This window comes from Ruegeria sp. AB10, assembly GCF_056542745.1.
In genome coordinates this window covers 1-19639 of sequence record NZ_JBQGAI010000018.1, presented here as the reverse complement: position 1 = coordinate 19639, position 19639 = coordinate 1, and the positions used below count along the sequence as shown (strand labels likewise).

At 58.7% G+C, this 19639-nt stretch carries 18 protein-coding genes; 8 read left to right on the top strand and 10 right to left on the bottom strand.

All coding sequences use genetic code 11. The features are described 5' to 3' along the window. Nucleotides 1-463: 463 nt before the first annotated feature. A complete protein-coding gene (locus ACR0NT_RS19100; RefSeq protein ID WP_170674492.1) occupies nucleotides 464-1615 on the bottom strand; it encodes a site-specific integrase in 1152 nt (383 codons plus the stop codon). A gap of 324 nt (nucleotides 1616-1939) precedes the next feature. Next, the gene (locus tag ACR0NT_RS19095) at nucleotides 1940-2197 is read right to left on the bottom strand and encodes a sensor histidine kinase (protein ID WP_480443509.1); all 258 of its coding nucleotides are present in this window, start codon (nucleotides 2195-2197) and stop codon (nucleotides 1940-1942) included. Between the two features lie 1010 nt (nucleotides 2198-3207). Between ACR0NT_RS19095 and ACR0NT_RS19090 the strand changes: the two genes are divergently transcribed. Continuing rightward, complete coding sequence (locus ACR0NT_RS19090; RefSeq protein WP_170447575.1) at nucleotides 3208-3396, top strand: hypothetical protein; 189 nt, start codon at nucleotides 3208-3210, stop codon at nucleotides 3394-3396. A gap of 239 nt (nucleotides 3397-3635) precedes the next feature. Here the strand turns inward: ACR0NT_RS19090 and ACR0NT_RS19085 are convergent, their stop codons facing one another. Continuing rightward, a complete protein-coding gene (locus tag ACR0NT_RS19085; protein ID WP_170447577.1) occupies nucleotides 3636-4685 on the bottom strand; it encodes a hypothetical protein in 1050 nt (349 codons plus the stop codon). 206 nt (nucleotides 4686-4891) lie between these two features. On the opposite strand from ACR0NT_RS19085, the gene ACR0NT_RS19080 reads away from it, so the two are divergent. From ACR0NT_RS19080 to ACR0NT_RS19070, 3 genes are read left to right on the top strand one after another with little or no spacing between them, the layout of a single operon-like run. Further along, nucleotides 4892-5500: a PepSY domain-containing protein gene (locus ACR0NT_RS19080; protein WP_480443508.1), complete on the top strand. Its 609-nt coding sequence runs from the start codon at nucleotides 4892-4894 to the stop codon at nucleotides 5498-5500. A gap of 40 nt (nucleotides 5501-5540) precedes the next feature. Continuing rightward, a complete protein-coding gene (locus ACR0NT_RS19075; protein ID WP_170447579.1) occupies nucleotides 5541-6200 on the top strand; it encodes a response regulator transcription factor in 660 nt (219 codons plus the stop codon). After that, entirely contained in the window at nucleotides 6200-7528 is a 1329-nt protein-coding gene (locus ACR0NT_RS19070) for a sensor histidine kinase (RefSeq protein ID WP_170447581.1), read from the top strand. The genes ACR0NT_RS19075 and ACR0NT_RS19070 overlap by 1 nt, the downstream gene beginning before the upstream one ends. A gap of 393 nt (nucleotides 7529-7921) precedes the next feature. On the opposite strand, the gene gph is transcribed toward ACR0NT_RS19070, so the two are convergent. Then, a complete protein-coding gene (gene gph, locus ACR0NT_RS19065) occupies nucleotides 7922-8596 on the bottom strand; it encodes a phosphoglycolate phosphatase (protein WP_170447583.1) in 675 nt (224 codons plus the stop codon). A gap of 222 nt (nucleotides 8597-8818) precedes the next feature. On the opposite strand from gph, the gene hemP reads away from it, so the two are divergent. Then, entirely contained in the window at nucleotides 8819-8986 is a 168-nt protein-coding gene (gene hemP / locus ACR0NT_RS19060) for a hemin uptake protein HemP (RefSeq protein ID WP_170447585.1), read from the top strand. Further along, nucleotides 8983-9459 (top strand): hypothetical protein, encoded by a 477-nt coding sequence (locus ACR0NT_RS19055; protein ID WP_170674494.1) that lies wholly within the window; start codon nucleotides 8983-8985, stop codon nucleotides 9457-9459. The genes hemP and ACR0NT_RS19055 overlap by 4 nt, the downstream gene beginning before the upstream one ends. A 52-nt stretch (nucleotides 9460-9511) precedes the next feature. Here the strand turns inward: ACR0NT_RS19055 and ACR0NT_RS19050 are convergent, their stop codons facing one another. The 6 genes from ACR0NT_RS19050 to ACR0NT_RS19025 form a co-directional block, all read right to left on the bottom strand. Then, a complete protein-coding gene (locus ACR0NT_RS19050) occupies nucleotides 9512-12577 on the bottom strand; it encodes an aminotransferase class III-fold pyridoxal phosphate-dependent enzyme (protein WP_170674496.1) in 3066 nt (1021 codons plus the stop codon). A 108-nt stretch (nucleotides 12578-12685) separates the two neighbouring features. Next, the gene (locus tag ACR0NT_RS19045) at nucleotides 12686-13558 is read right to left on the bottom strand and encodes an NAD(P)-dependent oxidoreductase (RefSeq protein WP_170674498.1); all 873 of its coding nucleotides are present in this window, start codon (nucleotides 13556-13558) and stop codon (nucleotides 12686-12688) included. 96 nt (nucleotides 13559-13654) lie between these two features. After that, nucleotides 13655-14044, bottom strand: a complete 390-nt coding sequence (cueR, locus tag ACR0NT_RS19040) for a Cu(I)-responsive transcriptional regulator (RefSeq protein WP_170447593.1) — start codon at nucleotides 14042-14044, stop codon at nucleotides 13655-13657. After that, on the bottom strand, nucleotides 14041-16518 hold the full coding sequence (locus ACR0NT_RS19035; protein ID WP_170674500.1) for a heavy metal translocating P-type ATPase: 2478 nt from the start codon (nucleotides 16516-16518) through the stop codon (nucleotides 14041-14043). Before ACR0NT_RS19035 ends, cueR begins: the two co-directional genes overlap by 4 nt. Before the next feature lie 88 nt (nucleotides 16519-16606). Continuing rightward, the gene (locus ACR0NT_RS19030) at nucleotides 16607-16768 is read right to left on the bottom strand and encodes a hypothetical protein (protein WP_170674502.1); all 162 of its coding nucleotides are present in this window, start codon (nucleotides 16766-16768) and stop codon (nucleotides 16607-16609) included. Between the two features lie 42 nt (nucleotides 16769-16810). After that, the gene (locus tag ACR0NT_RS19025; protein ID WP_170674504.1) at nucleotides 16811-17431 is read right to left on the bottom strand and encodes a pyridoxamine 5'-phosphate oxidase family protein; all 621 of its coding nucleotides are present in this window, start codon (nucleotides 17429-17431) and stop codon (nucleotides 16811-16813) included. Between the two features lie 290 nt (nucleotides 17432-17721). Between ACR0NT_RS19025 and ACR0NT_RS19020 the strand changes: the two genes are divergently transcribed. Further along, on the top strand, nucleotides 17722-18285 hold the full coding sequence (locus ACR0NT_RS19020) for a TetR family transcriptional regulator (protein WP_170674506.1): 564 nt from the start codon (nucleotides 17722-17724) through the stop codon (nucleotides 18283-18285). A 108-nt stretch (nucleotides 18286-18393) separates the two neighbouring features. After that, nucleotides 18394-19551 carry an acyl-CoA dehydrogenase family protein gene (locus ACR0NT_RS19015; RefSeq protein ID WP_170674508.1) on the top strand — a complete coding sequence of 386 codons (1158 nt, stop codon included), beginning with the start codon at nucleotides 18394-18396 and terminating at the stop codon, nucleotides 19549-19551. Nucleotides 19552-19639 lie beyond the last annotated feature (88 nt).

Here is a 19639-nt window from a genome sequence, read left to right as displayed (position 1 = left end):
AAAGCATAACAACAAATAGAAGCACTATTGGTGCTTCGTTCCCGATCAATTCAAACACGAAGCAAGAACCAAAGATCCAATCTCTGCAATATCTCAACTTAATGAAAAATTCCACGACCGCGAATTACTCCCTCTTCCCCGCCACCTGCATGAGCCACAACGAGAATTTGCTTACTGGCTGAAGGCCCGCATGGCCTGTCCTGCTGCACTGCCTGCGACAACGCAAACGTTGGCTTTGTTCGGCGTCTAAGTTGCTGATCCTATGTGCAGCGAAACTACAGTTTGATAGTATCGCATCATCATAGCTTTGAATGACCGGTCTGGCGACAACAGCTGCAACGCAGCGATGAATGTGCTGCTACAGCAAATCAATGCTGCGTCAGCAATTGCCGCAATCGCACAAGTCCGGTTTGTCCGCATAGCTGCCATTTATCCCAAGTGTGGTGAACATCCTATTCCCGCTTTAGGTTGCTCTTGAAAACATCAACTCTGTCGCCTTGTCCACACTCTCTCTGACCGGGTCTAGATTCAACCTAGCGTAGATGGCCGTGGACTGCTGCGACCGATGACCAAGTGATTTCCCAATAATGTACCCGTTGGCCCCTGTTGCCGCTTGATAGCTGCCAAGAGTGCGACGCAAGTCGTGAATGCGCAGGTTTTCGATTCCAGCTTCTTTCAAAATCCGGCTCCAAGCCTTCTTGGGGTCTGCAAGATGACCGCTCTTGCCAGAGCCTTCAAACACGTATGGGCTGTCTGATTTCAGTTTCCGTTCAATGAGCAGTTCAACCGCCTGATGAGGCAGATGAACCGTCAGAGGGTCCGCATTCTTCGTTTCTGCGATCCGCCATGTGGCCGACTGGAAGTTGATATCCTTCCACATCATCGCCAACGTGTTTGACTTGCGCGCGCCCGTCAGCAGCGAAATCATAAAGAAATCTCGTGCCGCCTCATTGGGTTCATTCGCCAATGCTTCGAAGAAGCGTGGTAACTCATCAGGCTGCAAAAACCTGTCGCGGCTCTGTTCCCGAAACTTCTTGATGCCGACTGCCGGGTTCACACCCTTCCAGCCCCATTCAATCGCTTTGTTAAAGATAGAGCGGATGCGCTCAAGCAAACGGTTGGCTTGATACAGGCCGTTATCCTTTCCAACCTTTGCGTGAAGCCGTTCCACTTCGGCCCGGTCAATGCTGGATATCTTTCGGCCAAACCAATGCGACAGATATTTGTTTACTTCCCGTTCGTCATATTTCCACGACTTCTTGTGAACCTTGGAATACTTGTCCATGTATTCTGTAAACAGCACGCCAAAGGTCATCTCGTCTCGAATGGCCTTTTTCTCTTTCTGAGGGTTCGCCCCAGATGCGATTCCGCCTTTGGCTTTAGCTGCAGCCTTTCGAGCCTGTTCCACAGTCATGTCTGGAAACTTACCAAATAGAAGCCGTTCTGGACGCCCTTCTATGCGTTTGTAGAGGTAGAAGCTTTTCGACCCTGCGGCGGTCACAGCCAGCATTAAACCGGCCTCTCGCTCATCGTAGTAGTAGTCTCGCGATCCTTTTTGGGCGGCGGGTGCTTTTAGAAGGGCGGCTTTGGTGAAATTCAAACGGTGACTGGCCACGTCGTATCCTTGAGGTGTCTGGTGCTACCAAAAATTGTTGGTGCTACACTGGTGCTACACCGTGGAGCAAATATGAGCAATCTTCGGAAATCGTAAGGCTGAGTGTCAACTAAGTAAGTAATTGATAAATATAAAAAGAAACACCTTCGGCAAACTACATCAACTACACGCCTGTGAGGCTCATAACCTGAAGGTCGTGGGTTCAAATCCTACTCCCGCAACAAAACTTTCTCAACAAAAGCAACACGTTAAGGGTCGGAGCAAGCGGCAATGCCGCCGCACGCCAAGCTCTCTAGAAGCACTGTGGAAGCAAACGGTGCGAATTCACCCTGTGGTGAACACGCAACAGAGGCTATTTGCACAAGTCCCCGTAAAAGCCGCGATGAGCCCTGAACTGCCGTTGATCAACGCAAGTAGGTGTTTCCCGGCAGATTGAATTTTTCGAAGATCGCTTAGGTTTGCTTCGTCATTCTGGTCGATAGATTTCTCAAGCATCAGTTCGCTGTATCCAATGATCGCATTCAATGGCGTGCGAAGCTCGTGACTCATTGGCGAGGAATGTGCTTTCGGTTTTGTTGGCATTTTCAGCGATATCCTTTGCCACGCGCAGTTCGATTTCAACTTGCTTCTGTGTGGTAATATCTCGACCGTGGATATTCACATACAGCATCTTTCGATATGTCTCGTTGGCTAAAATCAATCGATCATCGGAATCGTGGAAAGCATAGCCTTATGGAATTGTGTTTATGGCATCGACGATCCGGTCCAGCGCCGGGTTCGTTCCTACCGGTTTTGACGCACGGTGATCGTCGGATTGGTTCATTTTGCGCTCTCCATCTGGCGAAATCAGCAAGTCGGTAAATCACTGTTTTCAGTTTTCCGGCCTATTTTGCAGTTGAATTGATATGCGGAACCACAAAAAGGCTGTTTCAGCCCGCTTGTGTGTGCCTTTGGGTTGATGTTGAAGGAGTAGCTATTTTGCTGGTTCCTGTGACATCAAAAGATTCAGACTGATAGTTTGGATCGTCAGCGGCATGATAGTAAACTAAGAAGGTATCGGACACGAAGCCCATGGCACATCGCATATTGGCCCGATCCGAGATGAGAATAGGCCGGCGCGTGTCCAAAGGGCAGGTTTGTTGCGAGATGTTTGAGTTCACCAACCTCAAAATGTGAACCTGCGGCGGACCTCCGAAACGCGAGCTGCGACCGAAAACGTTAAATGAAATGCTCAAGGTCGTCTACGGGCCGCCCGCAGTCCGGGTGGCCGTGGCAATTCACCAGATGTCGCGCTGCATCCGAGGTCCACTCTGGGGTCATTCTGAGTGATCCTGCGCAATCTTTGATTGGCTAAAACGCGCAGAAGCCGGACACAAAGTACTTACGAGGCTGGTCCTTCTCTGGCCGACACATTCACTTGGTGCGCCCAGAGTTTTGCAGAGCTTTTCTTGACAGCATTGCCCACGTCCGAGCGACATCATGAACCCAACATGAACAATGTATTCTCAAAATGTTCAACCTAATTGGCACATACTGGGCCATGTAGCCTTTGGCCGAATACAAAGGGCCTGATTCCACAAAAGGGGAACAGCATGATCAAAACTGCCATTGAAGTTTCTTCCAACCGAGCTTCCGCAGCCATGCATTCCTATGGCACCTCTCTGCAGCGTGAGACGCCGAAAACTGCGAATGCGAGCAGTGGACGCTTCCCACCTATCGAGAATGCGTTGTTGGACATCATCAAGAATACAAGACTTGAAGAGGCTAAAAGGGACGTCTGACTGGTTACCCAGATGCCCTGGTTTTCCCGGGCTTCGTCCTGCCCGGGAAAACACCTTAAGGTCAAAGCCCGTTCCACCTTGGAGCGGGCTTTTCTTTTGCCTGCGGGGAGCCGGGGGCTGTGTGATCCCGGCGCTTGTCTCTGTTCAAAGCAAAAGGGCCAGCCACATGATCCCCATCATGCGTGGCTGGCCCGGTCGCCTTATTTATCTCCGCGAGTGCGTGGCGAAATCCCCGGTGATTAAAGTCCGAGCATCGATTTCACCGTTGCCTCGACCTCATCGGTTACGGTTTTGTTAGCCGCAGCTTCAAGCGCTTCGCGTTCTTTCTGGGGCTGGTTTTCAACGGCTTCGTTCAGCTCATCGACTTCCGCGACGGCGTCGTCATAGTCCTGCGCGGCTTGCTGTTCGGCGCTCAGGCTTTCGGCGGTTTCGATCGAGCCTTGCAAATCCGCCATGGCATCGTCCAATTGCGCTTCGATATCCGGGTTGGTCCCGCCGGCCTCTGCAAGGGCTTCTTCAAGCTCGGCCACGCGATCCTTTTTATCCTGCACATCCGACAGTGCAGCTTCGAGATCCTCTTCTATCTCGGTGACAGTTCGATCGGGCGGTGTCATCCCATCCAAAACGGCTTGTTTTTCTTCAAGGGCGGCCCGCAGGTCTTCTCCGGCCAGAACGGTGTCGCGATAATGTGCAATGCGACCGACGCGGGAATTGGGTGCGGCATTGTTCAGAGCGGTCGCACTTGCATTGGCTGCGTTCAACGCACCCAGTTCGGATGGATGTACGCCCAGAAGGTCAGCGATCTTGTCGCGCTTCGGCCGGGGCTCGGGACGCAGGGATTTGGTGACAGGGGCGGTTTTCTCAACCTTGCGCGCCACCCTTGTTGTTTTGGGCGCTTTTTTCAGGGTCAGTGTCTTCTTGCCGCCGAACAACCCTTTCAGGGAAAATCCTTTTTCCTTGGAGGACTTCGCTCGCCCGCCACCGATATCGGCGCTTTTGCGACCCGCTTTGCCCGCAGATTTCTGGCCGTCGCCTTTCGACGCACCGGATCCGCCCCCCTTGCCTTTGCCGCCGCCGTCATTGCCGCCGCCGTTTCCACCGCCGCCGCCATTGCCACCGCCGTTACCGCCCCCGTTGCCGCCCCCGTTTCCTCCGCCGTTGCCGCCCCCTTTGCCTTCTTTCGCGTAGGCAACATCAGGAAAAGCTACGGCGCCAACAATCGCGGTTGACCCTAACAGGGCAATGGCAATGGCTGTGGCCTTCATCAGGCTGATTGTCTTGGTTTTCATAACGGCCCTCATCTACCGACTACAGGTTTCGTTTTTCCGGGCAACTCAGTCTGTCATAGGTTCGAACAGGCCAAGCGGGTCGGAATCAACCCCCACACCCCATTTGAACCGATATGCATTTAACCCACGCGTAACTGGCTGTTCACCGCCCGTTCACGTTAGAACAGATAGATTGAGGCGCGTTTGCCCGGTAAAGAGTACTAGGTATGAAAAAGCTGTTGATCATAGCTTGCTTTGCCACCCTTCTTCAAACGACTGAAGGGCACGCGGCGGCACGTGAACTGAAGCAGGCCGAGCTGCGCATGGCGACTGCCTCGGGTGGAGCCATTCGGTTAAAAAAAGTTATCAAAGGGGTCGAAAAAGCCTTTGGCGGCACCCCGGTTGACGCCCGCGCTTTCAGGGCGGACCAAGTTTATTACCGAATTCTGGTCAAAAAGCCCAACGGCAAGATCATCAGCGTGATCGTCAATGCAAAGACTGGTGTCGTCGTACCCAACCGATCCAGCGTCGGTCTCCAGATTTCTGAGGCGGCCAAGTCCAGTCCCGGAAATTCGGCCAATGCGAAGTCCAAAGGGAATTCCAGCAACAAGGCAAACAACGGTAATGGCGGCGGGAACTCCGGCGGCAACGGCGGGGGTAACTCCGGTGGCAACGGTGGCGGGAACTCCGGTGGCAACGGCGGCGGGAATTCCGGTGGCAACGGTGGCGGGAACTCCGGCGGCAACGGTGGCGGGAACTCCGGCGGCAACGGTGGCGGGAATTCCGGTGGCAACGGCGGCGGGAACTCCGGCGGCAACGGCGGCGGTAGAAGATAATGTTTAAACTGCCGGCCACACACGCATATAAGTTCTAAGTATGAGAATCCTTCTGGCAGAAGATGAGCCGCACCTGTGCGAACAGATTAAGAAACTTCTGAATGCAGAAGGCCGGGTTGTGGATGTGGTCCACAACGGACTCGACGCCTTGCATCTGGGCTCAACCGAACCCTACGACATGATCATTCTGGACATCGGCCTGCCCGAGCGCGACGGTCTATCCGTCCTGCGCGACTGGCGTGGTGCCGGTGTGAAAACTCCGGTGCTGATCCTGACTGCCCGCGATGGCTGGAGCGAACGCGTCGACGGCCTGGATGCCGGTGCGGATGACTACATGACCAAACCTTTTCATATGCCCGAACTGGCAGCGCGTGTGCGGGCCATCCTGCGGCGTCACAGCGGGCAGCTGAACCCGCTGATCGAGATGGGGAACGTCATCCTCGACACCCGGAACGGGCGGGTCACCGTTGATGACATTCCGGTCATTCTGACCGCTCAGGAAATCGCGGTTCTGACTTACCTGGCCCATAATGCCGGGCGCATGATTTCACGAACCGAATTGTCAGAGCATATTTATGAATATGACGGGGACAGGGATTCAAACACGATCGCCGTCTTCGTCACCCGCCTGCGCAAAAAGCTGGGTCCCGATCTGATCACCACGGTCCGCGGGCGCGGTTACATGATCGATTCCGCCTGATGTTATCCCTGCGTCAACGGGCATTGCTGGGCGGGATCGCATCAGGCGCCGTGTCCGTTGGCTTGGGGACTTTGGCCGTGTTTTCCTACATCGATTCACGGGTATCCGAGCAATTCGACACCACCCTACGGGACCGCCACACGCAGGTTGTGGTCGGGCTGAGTGTCACGACTCAGAACCCCGATGCGCTGCGCGATCTCATATTCGACCCCGCATATGGCACGCCCTATTCCGGACGTTATTGGCAAGTCAGCAGCAGCGACGGAGAGATTTTCACGTCGGCATCTTTGTTTGACGAGACGCTCGCTGAACCGAAGGGCGCGTCAGAGGCGACTGTTCTCTGGAACACCCGCGGCCCGGAAAACGAGGCTCTGCGCAGTGTCTACCAGGAAATCTCTTACGAGGACGGGACGGTCTGGGGCGTCAGTGTCGCGGAATCCCGGGCTCAGCTGCTTAATGAACGGCGGGCTGCACAGCAAAGCCTGCTGCCTGTCTTTGCGCTGGTCGGTTTGATCGGGGTCGCGGGTTCTTTGCTGCTGATGTCCGTCATTCTTGGTCCGCTGCGCAAGCTGCGGTCGGATGTGGCGCATCGCTGGGACAGGGATGAGGATCTCAGGCCTGCGGATTACCCCGAAGAAGTGTCCCCGCTGGTCGAAGACCTGAACCAGTTGCTGCGGCGCAACCGTGACATCGTTAGCGGCTCGCGGCGGCAGGCCGCCGACCTTGCGCATGCTTTGAAAACCCCGGCTGCCATTCTGCGGAATGAACTGCAGAATCTTTCGGAAACGGGGGCTGAGACGGGGACAGCCCGGGAATCGCTGGACCGGATCGACGCGCAGCTCAGCCGTTCGCTGGCCCGGATGCGGGCGATGAACACGGCCGAGTTGACCCATTCCCGTACCAATCTGTCCAAATCGGTCGATCGGCTTGCGCGGCTGTTTTCCCTCATGGCTGAGCGCGAAGGCAAGACGCTGGAGGTGACAAACGACCCCGACATCTGGGTGCGGATGGACACGCAGGATATCGAAGAGATACTGGGCAACCTTCTGGACAACGCGATCAAGTGGTGCCGACAGTCGGTGCGTCTGACAGCGGCACTCAAACAAGACCGTATCGAAATCTGCATCGAAGATGACGGGCCAGGAATTCCGCAGGAGGCCGTGCGCAAAGCCCTGCGATCTGGCGGACGGCTTGACACATCCGTCAGTGGTAGCGGGCTGGGACTGACAATCGCTGTCGACTTGCTTGCAGCTTATGGTGCCCATCTGAAGCTGGACCAATCACGATCCCTTGGCGGGTTAGAATGCCAGATAGTTATCCGCGTTTGACTTAACGAGTCCTCTCAAGTCTTCCAACGTATAGGCAGACCCAAAAGCGAATTCTCGGGGGTAAACGATAAGGATGAGCGATAGGTAGACGCCTAGGCGTAGTGGAGTTTGGCCCGCTATTTCCTTGTCATGGAGGTCGTATTTAGGAAATGACGACTCAAAACCGGGTCCGAGGCGAAAAAAAGCAGAAAAAAATTCCGTAAATTCAAGCGTCTCCCATGAGCTACGGGAAACCCCCAATACCGGGATATGGAGCAATTCGTTAACTGTAACTCATTGATCGGATAACTTCGAACGATACCACTTTTCCCCTGTGAGGGGCTGGCTACATACCCCCTCGGCCGGCCCCTCAGCAAACGGCTGCGGACCGTTCCGATCCCCTTGAATTTACTGTCAGGCAGTTTCCCCCAGCGACTGAAGTACCTGTGTGACAAGAGACGGAAGCCTTGACGTCTCGCTATAGCTGGCGGTGTGTGGAATCTCGGCAATCGGTGATTTGCGATAGCCTTCGGTGAACAGCAGAAACGGCACTTGGGCACGGTGGGCCGTTTCAGCGTCGACCTCGCTGTCGCCCACAAACAGCCGCGGACCAGCGGAGGTGACGGCCGCAAAACTGGCCTCAAGGTGCGCTGGATCGGGTTTGCGGGTGTGCAAGCTGTCGCCACCCAGAACGGCATCGAAATGATGCGCCAGATTCATGGCTTCAAGCACGTGACGCGCCGGGGCCTCGGGTTTGTTGGTGCAGACACCCAACACGCAGCCCATATCGCGCAATTGCTCCAGCGCCTGAATCACGCCTGGGTAAACGACGGTTTTGTCACTGGCTGCTGCATTGTAATGCGTCAGGGTTTGTCGAGTCAGGTCTGCGTGACGGTCCATCGGCAGGTCGCAATGCAGGATCACGCGCTCGACCAGCTTGGGCAGGCCGTTGCCCACGAATTGTTGGATTTGCTCCTGCGGAAGGGGCGTGGCGGCGTTGTCCTGCAACATCCTGTTGGTGGCAGCGGCAATGTCTGCAAGGCTGTCCACCAGAGTTCCGTCCAGATCGAACATGATTGTTGCGCTCATTGGAAACCTCGTCTGTCTAAAGTCCCGCACAGGGTTATCCCGCCTGATTTTTTGGCGCAATCACATTGGTTTGAAGATTCTGTCAGAACTGGCTTGACATACCTGACTAAATTAATCAGATTAACTGTGAAATGAGCAGCCAACCCCATTTCGGGTCAGCCAGATCAAGAAAAACGCGAACAGATCAAGGCATTTCGCCTGAGACCACTTGGAGTTGTCCTGATGAATATGCAGACCCCGAACCCCGGCCAATCCTACGCCGTATCCATGCTGCCTGCGCACAAGGCCGAAGACCTGACCAAGGGCGGAAACCTTGCTCATATCGAGCTGGGCGACCAATTGTATACCCTGCGGATCACCCGCGCCGGCAAGCTGATCTTGACCAAATGAGCGCGCAGTCCCCTCGGGGCGGGGCGGCCGTTGGCCGCCTTGCAGACCTGGGTCCTGTCGCGGCTGGTGCGGTGATGTATCTGCGGCTCTGGGGCGATGGTGCACAGAGTCGCTCGGACGCCGCCAGTGACTTCGAAATCGCGCTGGGTACTGCGAGCGGACGCGCTGCGATGATGACGCTGGACCAATTGTGTTCGTTATGCGCGCATCACGGGCGTCGCCCCCTGATCCGCCATGGGCTGGGATGTTCCTGTCTGGGCGCGGATGAGAGCTGTTTCGCGCAGATGATCGCTGCGGCCTCGGAGGGGGACCGCGAAGATGCGATGATGATGGCCGCGCTGATTGTGCGGGCGGATTTTGCGCCCGCATTGACCTCGTTGTCCGAAGAGTTCGGACTGACGTTACGCCGCATGACAGCGTCCGTTCCAATGCCTACAACCGGGCATCAAACGCCCGCGGCCGTGCTGCATTAAACAGCGGGAAAGCGGAAAACCCCGGCCGCCCTCGCGCCGGGGTTTATTCTTTTCAGCAGCACCCGCACCCGGCGCGGTGATGATCGTGGTCGCAGGTCGGGGCAGGGGTGTAATCGCCTACCTCGGCCAGAACATCCCGCAGCGCCCAGAGGATCATGTCCACGTCCTCCGCTTCGATAGTCAGAGGCGGACGGATTTTCAGGATATTGTCCTTTGGACCTTCGCTGCCGATCAGGATGCGGTGATCGCGCATCCGGTTTTTGACGTATTTGCAGATTTCACTGCCCTCGGACCCGTCGGGGTTGATCAGTTCGACGCCCAGAAACAGGCCCATGCCCCGCACGTCCCCAACGCAGGCGAAGTCAGCCTCGATCTGGCGCAGACCATTCATCAGCCGCGCGCCCATGTCACGGGCATTGTCCTGCAGGCCCTCGTCATCGACAATGTCCAACACTTCTTTGCCGATCCGGCAGGACAGGGTCGAACCGCCGAAGGTCGAAAAGAACTCGATCCCGTTGTCAAAGCTGCGGGCAATTTTCTTGGTCGTGACCAGTACACCCAGCGGGTGACCATTGCCGATGGGCTTGCCCATGACCACGATATCCGGCAGCGCGCCCTGATGTTCAAAGCCAAAGTAATATTCACCCAGACGTCCCAGCCCGGTCTGCACTTCGTCGGCGATGCAGACGCCACCGGCGGCGCGGATTTTCTCATATACCGCAGGCAGGTAGCCCTTGGGCGGGATGATCTGACCACCGACTGAGGGGAAGGTTTCGGCGATGAACCCGGCTACGCCCTGTCCCTTTTCCTGCAAGGCGGCAATCGCCGGGTCCACGAGGTCAGCGTATTTCTGGGCGCGGTCGGGATCGTCGCGTTTGAACGACCCGCGATAGTCGTCAGCCACCTCGACCAGTTCGACCCAATCGGCCTGACCGATCCCGCCCGGCTTGTTGAACTTATAGGCCGAGATCGCAACGGCCGCGTTCGTGTTGCCGTGATAGCCGTGATCCGGCGTCACGATCCCCTTGGCTCCGGTATGGGCGCGGGCCAGCCGCAGGGCCAGTTCATTGGCCTCGGTGCCCGAATTGACGAAGAAACAGACCTCGAACTGATCCGGCAGCTTGGACAGCACTTTGTCGGCAAAGGCTGTCTGTGCCGGGTGCAGGTAACGCGTGTTCGAGTTCATTCGTTTCAGCTGATCCGCAGCCACCGCCTGAATGCGCGGATGCGCGTGGCCCACATGGGGGACGTTGTTATAGGCGTCCAGATAGGGGCGCCCCCACTCATCGAACAGGTGGTGTTTCCAACCACGGACCAGCATCACCGGGTCGTCATAGGTCAGGCTGAGATTGCCGCCGAAATGATCATGCCGCCCCTGCAGGATCGCCTGCTTGTCGGTCGGGTGGTAGAATACCTTGTTGTCGGGCAGGTTCAGCAGCGCCGCCGGGTTCGGGCAGACGGCGTGCCACAGCTCCATCTCATCCGGGTCGCCCACGCCGGGCCAGTCGTTCTGCATCCCGTCCGTGGTCAAGGCCAGTTGGAAATGCACATGCGGCGCCCAGCCTCCGTTCTGGCTCGCATCGCCCAATCGGGCAAAGGCAGCCCCCTGCGCCACCGGATCGCCCGGTTTCAGCCGGTCACAGACCTCGGGGTCGACGTGACCGTAGAGCGTATAGAACGGATCTCCCTCGGGCGTTTCATGATGCAGGATCACCACGCCGCCATAGTCCAGATGCGTGTCCCGGTTTTCAACCGCTTCTACCCGACCGCTCATCGGGGCGTGCAGCACGGTGCCTGCAGGCGCAAACACGTCCACCGCCAGATGCACGGTGCGCCGGTCCGAGGCTTTCCACGGCCCCTTGCGGAACCCAGGCTCGGCGTAGATCAGGCGGGGTTCGTTATAATAGCCCAGCCACAGGCCCGTGCCGAATTCCTCACCCACACGCGCGGCCTCTTCCAGCGGCATGTGGAACGGGTTCTGCGGCCAGGTCGAGTTCTCGACGGACAGCGAACCCATCGGCACATCGCTCAGGTCCTGTTCGAACATCTGGGCGAACTGGCCGCGATGCTCGGACAGGTAGGCGTGGATGCGCTCGGCCCCATCCGTGACAGGCAGGCCGCAGGCGGCGCGCAGCCGGGCCGCCATCAGGCCGCCATTGACACCCGCGTTCTCAAGGAACCGCCAGGCGGGGGCCTGACTGATGGTCACATAGGGATCATCCGGATTTTCAGCCGCCATCAGGGTCGAGTTCACGACAGACACCGCCAGCCGCATCCGCAGCAGCGGCCAGATCAGATCGACCTCATCCGTGCGCAGCCGATTGGCCGCGTGATACCCGCGAACAAGCGCCGCCAATGCGCGCTCGGGTTTGGGGTGGTCCAGAACAATGTAAGCGCCTGCAATTGCCAGATCGCAAATACGCGGGGCTGCGCACATATCGCCCAGATCGATCAGGCCCGAGACGCTTTGGCGTTGCCCCAACTCGCCCTCGACCAGAATGTTATAATCGTTGGCGTCATTGTGGATCGCCTGCTTGGGCAGACCCGACAGTTGTCCGGAAATTGCATCGAACGCGCGGCAAATCCCGGACAGCAACCCGCGCCGCGCGGGGTCGCTGATCACGTCCAACTCTCCGGCGATCCAGCCCGCCTGCGCCAGGTCCCATTTGAAATCCGCCCGGTGCAATCCGTCATGCGAGAACCGCTCCAACGCCTTGTCGGTTGCCCCCAGAACGCGGCCTAGTTTCAGGATCAGTTCCTCGGATTTGGGTGCCGTTTTGGCATAACACTGCCCCGGCAGGCATTCGAGCAGCCAGACCAGCCGCATCTCATCTTGCTGATCGGCAATCTCGGGCAGCACGGCCCCGTTCAGATCCGGGAACACCTGCGGGAACGGCAAGCCTGGCGCCTCGCTTGCGATATGCGCCAGCGCCTTGACCTGCAGGTCCACCAATTCGGCCTCGCAGCCCGCGCGCATGACCTTCAGTACGTAATCCCGACCATTCGTCGCCCGCACCACAAAGTTCAGGTCGTATTCGCCGTCCAAACGCTCCAATTTAGCGTCCAGACCCCAATGCGTGCGCAGGGCATCCGCCCAAAATTCCGTCATGCCGCTCATACGATTTCCAGTCCCTTCATCATCGGGAGCCTCTTAATCTGGCAAAAAATTACCTTCGGGGGTGAATTGGCCCAGCGGGCCAAGAGGGGACAGACAGCCCCTTGACCCTCAGTCCAAAGCGCGCAAACGCTTGATCAACGAGGAAGTGTCCCACCGGCTGCCACCCAGCTTCTGCACATCCTTGTAGAACTGATCGACCAGTGCAGTCACCGGCAGAGACGCCCCGGTCTCGTTGGCCGTCTCAAGGCAGATGCCCAGATCCTTGCGCATCCAGTCGACCGCAAAACCGTGATCGAAGTGATCGTCCAGCATAGTCTCATAGCGGTTTGCCATCTGCCAGCTGCCCGCCGCACCCTGACTGATCACCTCAACGACCGAGCGCCCGTCCAACCCGGCCTTCTCGGCAAAATGCAGCGCTTCGCTAAGGCCCTGCACCAGACCGGCAATGGCGATCTGGTTGCACATCTTGGTCATCTGTCCCGCGCCGCTGTCACCAATCCGACGGCAGATTTTCGAGTAGACCTGCATGATCGACTCGGCCGCATCATAGGCGGCCTGATCGCCACCACACATGATCGACAGCACGCCATTCTCGGCCCCCGCCTGACCGCCCGAAATCGGGGCGTCTACGAAGGCGATGCCCCGGGCCTGTCCGGCGGCATAAAGTTCGCGCGTTACCTTGGCCGAAACGGTGGTGTGGTCGACGAAAGCCGTGCCCTCAGCCATTCCGTGGAACGCGCCGTCCGCGCCGGCGCAGACGTTCCGCAAGTCGTCATCATTGCCGACGCAGGCCATCACGAATTCCGCGCCCTGTGCGGCCTCTTTCGGGGTGGTTGCCATTGCGCCACCGTGTTGGGTCACCCAGGCCTCGGCCTTTGCGGCGGTGCGGTTATACACGGTCACCTCATGACCCGCCGCCTGCAGGTGGCCTGCCATTGGATAGCCCATGACGCCCAGGCCCAGAAACGCAACTTTTGCCATTTGGTGATCCTCTCAGCTGTCCGGTCCCGTTTCACGCAGCAGGCCGGAGTGTTGCGCAGAGACAAAGCAAAGCTGCGCCCAAAGAGCAACCCCGCGTCAGGGCTTGCCGCCCAAATCCTGCAGGATCGGGCAATCGGGGCGGTCATCCCCGGCGCAGGCATCGACCAGATGACCCAGCGTGTCGCGCATCGCGTTGAGGTCGGCAATCTTGGCCTCGATCTGCGCCAGATGGGCCCGCGCGACCTTTTTGACATCGGCGCTTGCACGGGTTTCATCCTCGTACAGAGCCATGAGGGTACGGCAATCCTCGATCGTGAAGCCCAGGGCGCGGGCGCGGCCCAGAAAGTTCAGCTTATGCACGTCCTGCGCGCGAAACCGGCGATAGCCGTTATCGTCGCGCATCGGTTTGATCAGGCCGATATCCTCGTAATACCGGATCGTCTTGGCGGGCAGGCCGGTCTGGGTTGCAACGTCTCCGATATTCATGACGTAACCTCCTGCGTTTTGCTGCCTTGTGGCGCCTCAGGCAGGCTGGCACGCACGCGGCGCAGGCGCAGCGCGTTCGACACCACAAAGACGCTGGATAGGGCCATCGCCCCGGCGGCAAGGGCCGGGGACAGAAGATGCCCGCTGAACGGGTACAGCGCCCCGGCGGCCACCGGGATCAGCAGGATGTTATAGCCAAAGGCCCAGCCGAGGTTCTGGCGGATGTTGCGCATGGTGCGGCGGCTGATCTCAACCGCATTGGCAATACCGCGCAAATCGCCGGACATAAGCACCACATCCGCCGTTTCAATGGCCACGTCAGTGCCGGTGCCAATGGCCACGCCGATATCGGCCGCCGCCAGCGCCGGGGCGTCGTTGATGCCATCCCCGACAAAGGCCAGCGTGCCGAACTGCTCGCGCAACGCGGTGATCGCGGCCAGCTTGCCATCCGGCAGGACCTCGGCCGTGACGTGGTCGATGTCAAGCCTGTCGGCCAGAGCCTGCGCGGTGCGGGCGTTGTCTCCGGTCACCATCGCCAGTGTCAGGCCCATTGCGTGCAGCCGCTCTAGCGCTTGTCGCGTACCGGGTTTGACCGGGTCCGAGACCGCAAGCAGCGCCGCAGCCTGGCCGTCGATGGCGACGAACAGCGGCGTGGCCCCTTCGCTGGCGCGCTGGTCGGCCTCGGCGGTCAGGCCAGCCAGATCGACGCTATGCTGTGCCATCAGACGGGGCGAGCCGATCAGCACGTCACGCCCTTCGACCGTTGCCTGAACGCCCAGCCCGGTCAGGGACTGGAACCCTGACGGTGAGGGCAGATCCGGCGGTCCGGCGCGGGTGATTGCGGTGGCAATCGGGTGCTCGGACTGTGCCTCGACCGCGGCGGCCAGGCGTAGAACAGTGTCGCGGTCAAAGCCGTTTACAGTGGTCACGTTCTCCAATTCGGGGCGCCCCAATGTCAGCGTTCCGGTCTTGTCCAGCGCGATCACCTTGGCCTGCTGCAACTGCTGCAACGCGTCGCCCTTGCGGAACAGCACGCCCAGCTCTGCCGCGCGCCCGGTGCCCACCATGATCGAGGTCGGCGTCGCCAGACCCATGGCGCAGGGGCAGGCGATGATCAGGACCGACACACCGGTGACCAAGGCCATCGGCAAGGCGGGCGCGGGGCCAAAGATCAGCCAGACCGCGATGGTCAGCAGGGCCACGGCAATGACCGCCGGCACAAACCAGGCGGTGATCCGGTCGACCAGCCCCTGAATCGGCAGCTTGGCCCCTTGCGCCTGTTCGACCATGTGGATGACCTGCGCCAGAACGGTGTCAGCCCCAACCCGCGTGGCACGAACGCGCAGCGCACCGGTGCCGTTGACCGTGCCGCCTACAACTTGGTCAGCGGGGGATTTGCCAACAGGCACGGGCTCGCCGGTGATCATGCTTTCATCAATGTAAGAGGTTCCGTCCAGCACGTCTCCATCCACCGGAACCCGCTCACCGGGGCGGATTTGCAGGATGTCCCCCACCGTGATCTCGGCAATCGGGCGGTCGACGTAAGTGCCGTCCATCTCGACCCGCGCGGTTTTCGGCTGCAGGCCCACCAGTTTGCGGATCGCGGCGCCTGTGCGGCCCTTGGCGCGTGCCTCCATCACCCGGCCCAGCAGGATCAGGACCACGATGACCGAGGCGGCCTCGAAATACACATTGGCGCTGCCTTGCGGCAGAACCTGCGGCGCAAAGGTTGCCGTGACCGAGAACAGATAGGCCGCGCCTGTGCCCAAAGCCACAAGCGCGTTCATGTCCGGCGAGCCGCGCAGCAGCGAGGGGATGCCTTTCGCATAGAACACCCGTCCCGGCCCCAACAACAGCAGCGTTGTTAGTGCGAACTGAATGAGCTGGCTGTTCTGCATGCCGATAGTGGCGTGTACCCAATGGTGGAAGGCCGGGATCATGTGGCCGCCCATCTCGAGGACGAAAACGGGCAGTGCTAGAATGGCGGCGACAACCATCGACTTGGTCAGCGCCTGGGCTTCTTCAGTTTTTTTCTGGTCAGTAGGTGTGTCGGCACTGTCCGCCACACGGGCCGGATATCCGGCCTCCTCTGATAGTTTTGCCAGCGCCTGCGGATCGGTTGCGCCGTCAACAAAGGTGATCGTGGCGCTTTCCGTGGCCAGATTGACCTGCGCTTCGACCACGGCGGGATCGGCGGTCAGGGCGCGCTCGATCCGGGACACGCAGGAGGCACAGTTCATGCCGCCGATCTTCAGCGTCGTTTCCCGTGTCGCTGCCGGGTAACCGGCGTGGCTCAGCGCTTCGGTCAGCGCCCCGATCTGACCGTCATAAGTGACCTGCGCGGTTTCGGTTGCAAAATTGACCGAGGCCTCCGACACCCCCGTCACGTCGCGCAGCGCGGTTTCCACCCGCCCCACGCAAGACGCGCATCCCATGCCCGAGATTTTCAGCTGAATTGTCTGCGGCGTAGCCATCCGACTCATCCTGTAGAGAACTTCTCCCTCCAGATGGGGGTTCCAGTCACGGGAAGGTCAAGGGGTCACGACAGATTTCTGCAATATTTCAGCGGTCCAATAGCTGATCCAGCAACAGGGAATCGTACGTCACGGGTGGAGAACTGCGGACAGATTGCGGCGAGGCGAAAAAGGCCAGCGTCAGCCCCGTCGCCAACAGCAGAGCGCCAATCAGACAAAGGCTGGCAATGTTCAGCGCTGATCGCAGCATGGGGTGCTCCTTGTGTCTGGTGTGACCTGTCTGGTCTGGGGATCAGGACCGTTGGGCCAGTTGCTGTTTCAGTTTTTCGTTTTCCGCCTGAAGCTGCGCCAGTTGCTGCCCCAGCGCGTTCAGATGCGGGCGCAGTTCGGCCTCGGTAAAGCGCGGAGTGATGTGGCGCGGGCAGTTCCAGTCCAGCGCCTCGACCCGGATAATGGCAGCGCGTTCGGCGGGGGCTTCGGCGCCTTCGGGGTACAGGCTGGCGGCTGCGGCCTCACCTTCGGTGAATGTGACCCGACCCAATATCTTGAGGCGCCGCTGATTGGCATAATCCATCAGGATCAGTGCGATGCGGTCATTTCCGTCCAGATTCCCACGCGAGATATACTGTTTATTGCCGGAAAAATCGGCGTATCCGATGGTTTGCGGATCCAGCACCCTCAGGAACCCGACCGGCCCGCCGCGGTATTGAACATAGGGCCAGCCGGTCTCGGACACGGTGGATTGGTAAAACCCGTCACGCGCCTGGATGAACGCCTTTTCGGCTGGTTCGATCTGATGCCCCTGCTGCGGACCGCCTTCGATGAACTTGGCGCAGGTCCCGGCCGAACCCATCCTTTCCTGATGTGCTCGGACAGCAGAGGTAAAGGTCAGTTCGGAAAAGGCGCGTGGCATGGCTTGTCCTTTCACGGTCCCGGTCGATCGCTCGGGCGGCCCTTCACGTCAAGGCGGCTGCTATCAGCGCCAGGGTCAATAGAAAGGGGACGTACTGAGGTGAGAAAAGGCTGGCATGGCGTCTCATCTGATCGCTCCAAGGTTTACAGATCGGTACATCTTGTGATCAATGTGTACTGATCGGTAAACTTTTGCAAGTCTTATTTTGAAATTTCGCCCGGGCTCTCTCGGAGGTTGAGATTTCAGTTATCGACCATTATGTACTGATCTGTACACTCAGGAGCCCGCATATGCGCCCGAACAAACGAGACGAGCTGGTCCGCAAGGCCCTGCAGGTTTTTTACCGTGACGGCTTTCATGCCACCGGGATGGATAAGCTAGTGGTTGAAACGGGTGTGTCCAAGACATCGATGTACAAGCATTTCCGCACCAAAGAGGATCTGATCCTTGCCGCCCTACAGCTGCGGGATGAAAGCTTTCGCAGGGATTTCCTGCACCGTGTCAGCGAGTTGTCGGATACTCCGGCGGGGCAAATGATCGCCAGTTTCGATGCGCTGGGCGAGTGGTTCAGTGAAGGCGACTATCGCGGCTGCATGTTCATCAAAGCCGGGGCGGAATATCAGGAAGACGATCACCCGATCCACAAACAGTCGGCGAAACACAAGCAGATCATGCTGGACTATTTTGCGGATCTGGCCCGTCAGGCGGGCGCGCGCAATCCAGAGCATCTGGCCTGTCAGATTGTGTTGTTGCAGGAAGGCGCGATTGTCGCGGCGGTGTTTCTAAAATCCTGCAACCCGGCGCAGGATGCCAAGGCGGCCGCGCAGATTCTGCTGGACAACGCGCTGGTCTGAACCGGGCTGATCATCAAAACGACGTTGCGTTGCGATGCCTCTCAGTGGATTGGAATGCGAAACCTCCAAAGCTAGGCTGTTCAGGCACAGGCAAGGGGAGGATGTCGTATGCCGCTGTTTACCACTTCTGCGGGTTGGGTGACCGAAGAGCATCAGATGTTTGCCGAAATGGCGGATCGGTTCATGGCGGATGAGCTGGTGCCAAATCTCGAGCGTTGGAACGAGAACGGAGTCGTCGATCGAGACATGTGGAGCAAGGCCGGGGAAATGGGGTTGATGGCAGGTGCGATCCCCGAATCCTATGGCGGTGTCGGCGGGGGCATCGGGTTTGATGCGGTGACGCTTTACGCGCAGGCCTCGCACGGAGATTCCGGCTGGGGCTATGCGATCCAGTCCATTGTCGTTCACTACATCAACACCTATGGCAGCGAGGATCAAAAGCGGAACTGGCTGCCGCGTCTGGCCTCGGGCGAGATGGTTGCCGCGCTGGCCATGACCGAGCCCGGAACCGGTTCGGATGTGCAATCCATTCGGACGACCGCGGACAAGGACGGCAATTCCTATCGGCTGAATGGGTCCAAGATTTTCATCACCAATGGCCAGTCGGCGGACCTGATCCTTGTGGCCTGCAAAACAGACAAGGCGCAAGGGTCCAAAGGGGTATCGCTGATCGCGGTTGAAACCGAGGGTGCAGAGGGTTTTCGCAAGGGGCGGAACCTGAAGAAGCTGGGCATGAAGGCCAATGACACGGCCGAGCTGTTCTTTGAAGACGTCAAGGTGCCGATGACCAATCTTCTGGGCGCGGAAGAGGGGCAGGGCTTTTATCAGATGATGAAACAGCTGCCGTGGGAGCGTCTGACCATCGGCATCGGGGCGCTGGGCGCGATAGATTTCGCCATCGCAGAGACGGTGAAATACACGCAGGAGCGTAAGGCGTTTGGTCAGCGGGTGATGGATTTCCAGAACACCCGTTTCAAACTGGCTGAGTGCAAGACAAAGGCCGAGGTCCTGCGCAGCTTCGTCAATGACTGCATTGCTCGGCTCGAGTCGGGAACGCTGGATGCCGCCACCGCCTCGATGGTGAAATACTGGGGGTCGGAAGTGCAGAACGAGGTCATGCACGAATGCCTTCAGCTGTTTGGCGGTTACGGTTTCATGATGGAATACCCGATCGCCCGCCTCTACGCGGATGCGCGTGTTCAGATGATTTATGGCGGCACCAATGAAATCATGAAGGAACTCATTGCCCGGTCTCTGGACGCCTAGCGGGTTCGGGGCCCCTCCCGCCCGTCGTCGACGTTTCTGGCGAAACATCTCCTCTCGTTGGGCCAGGCAAGCGCGGGCGCAGCCCGCG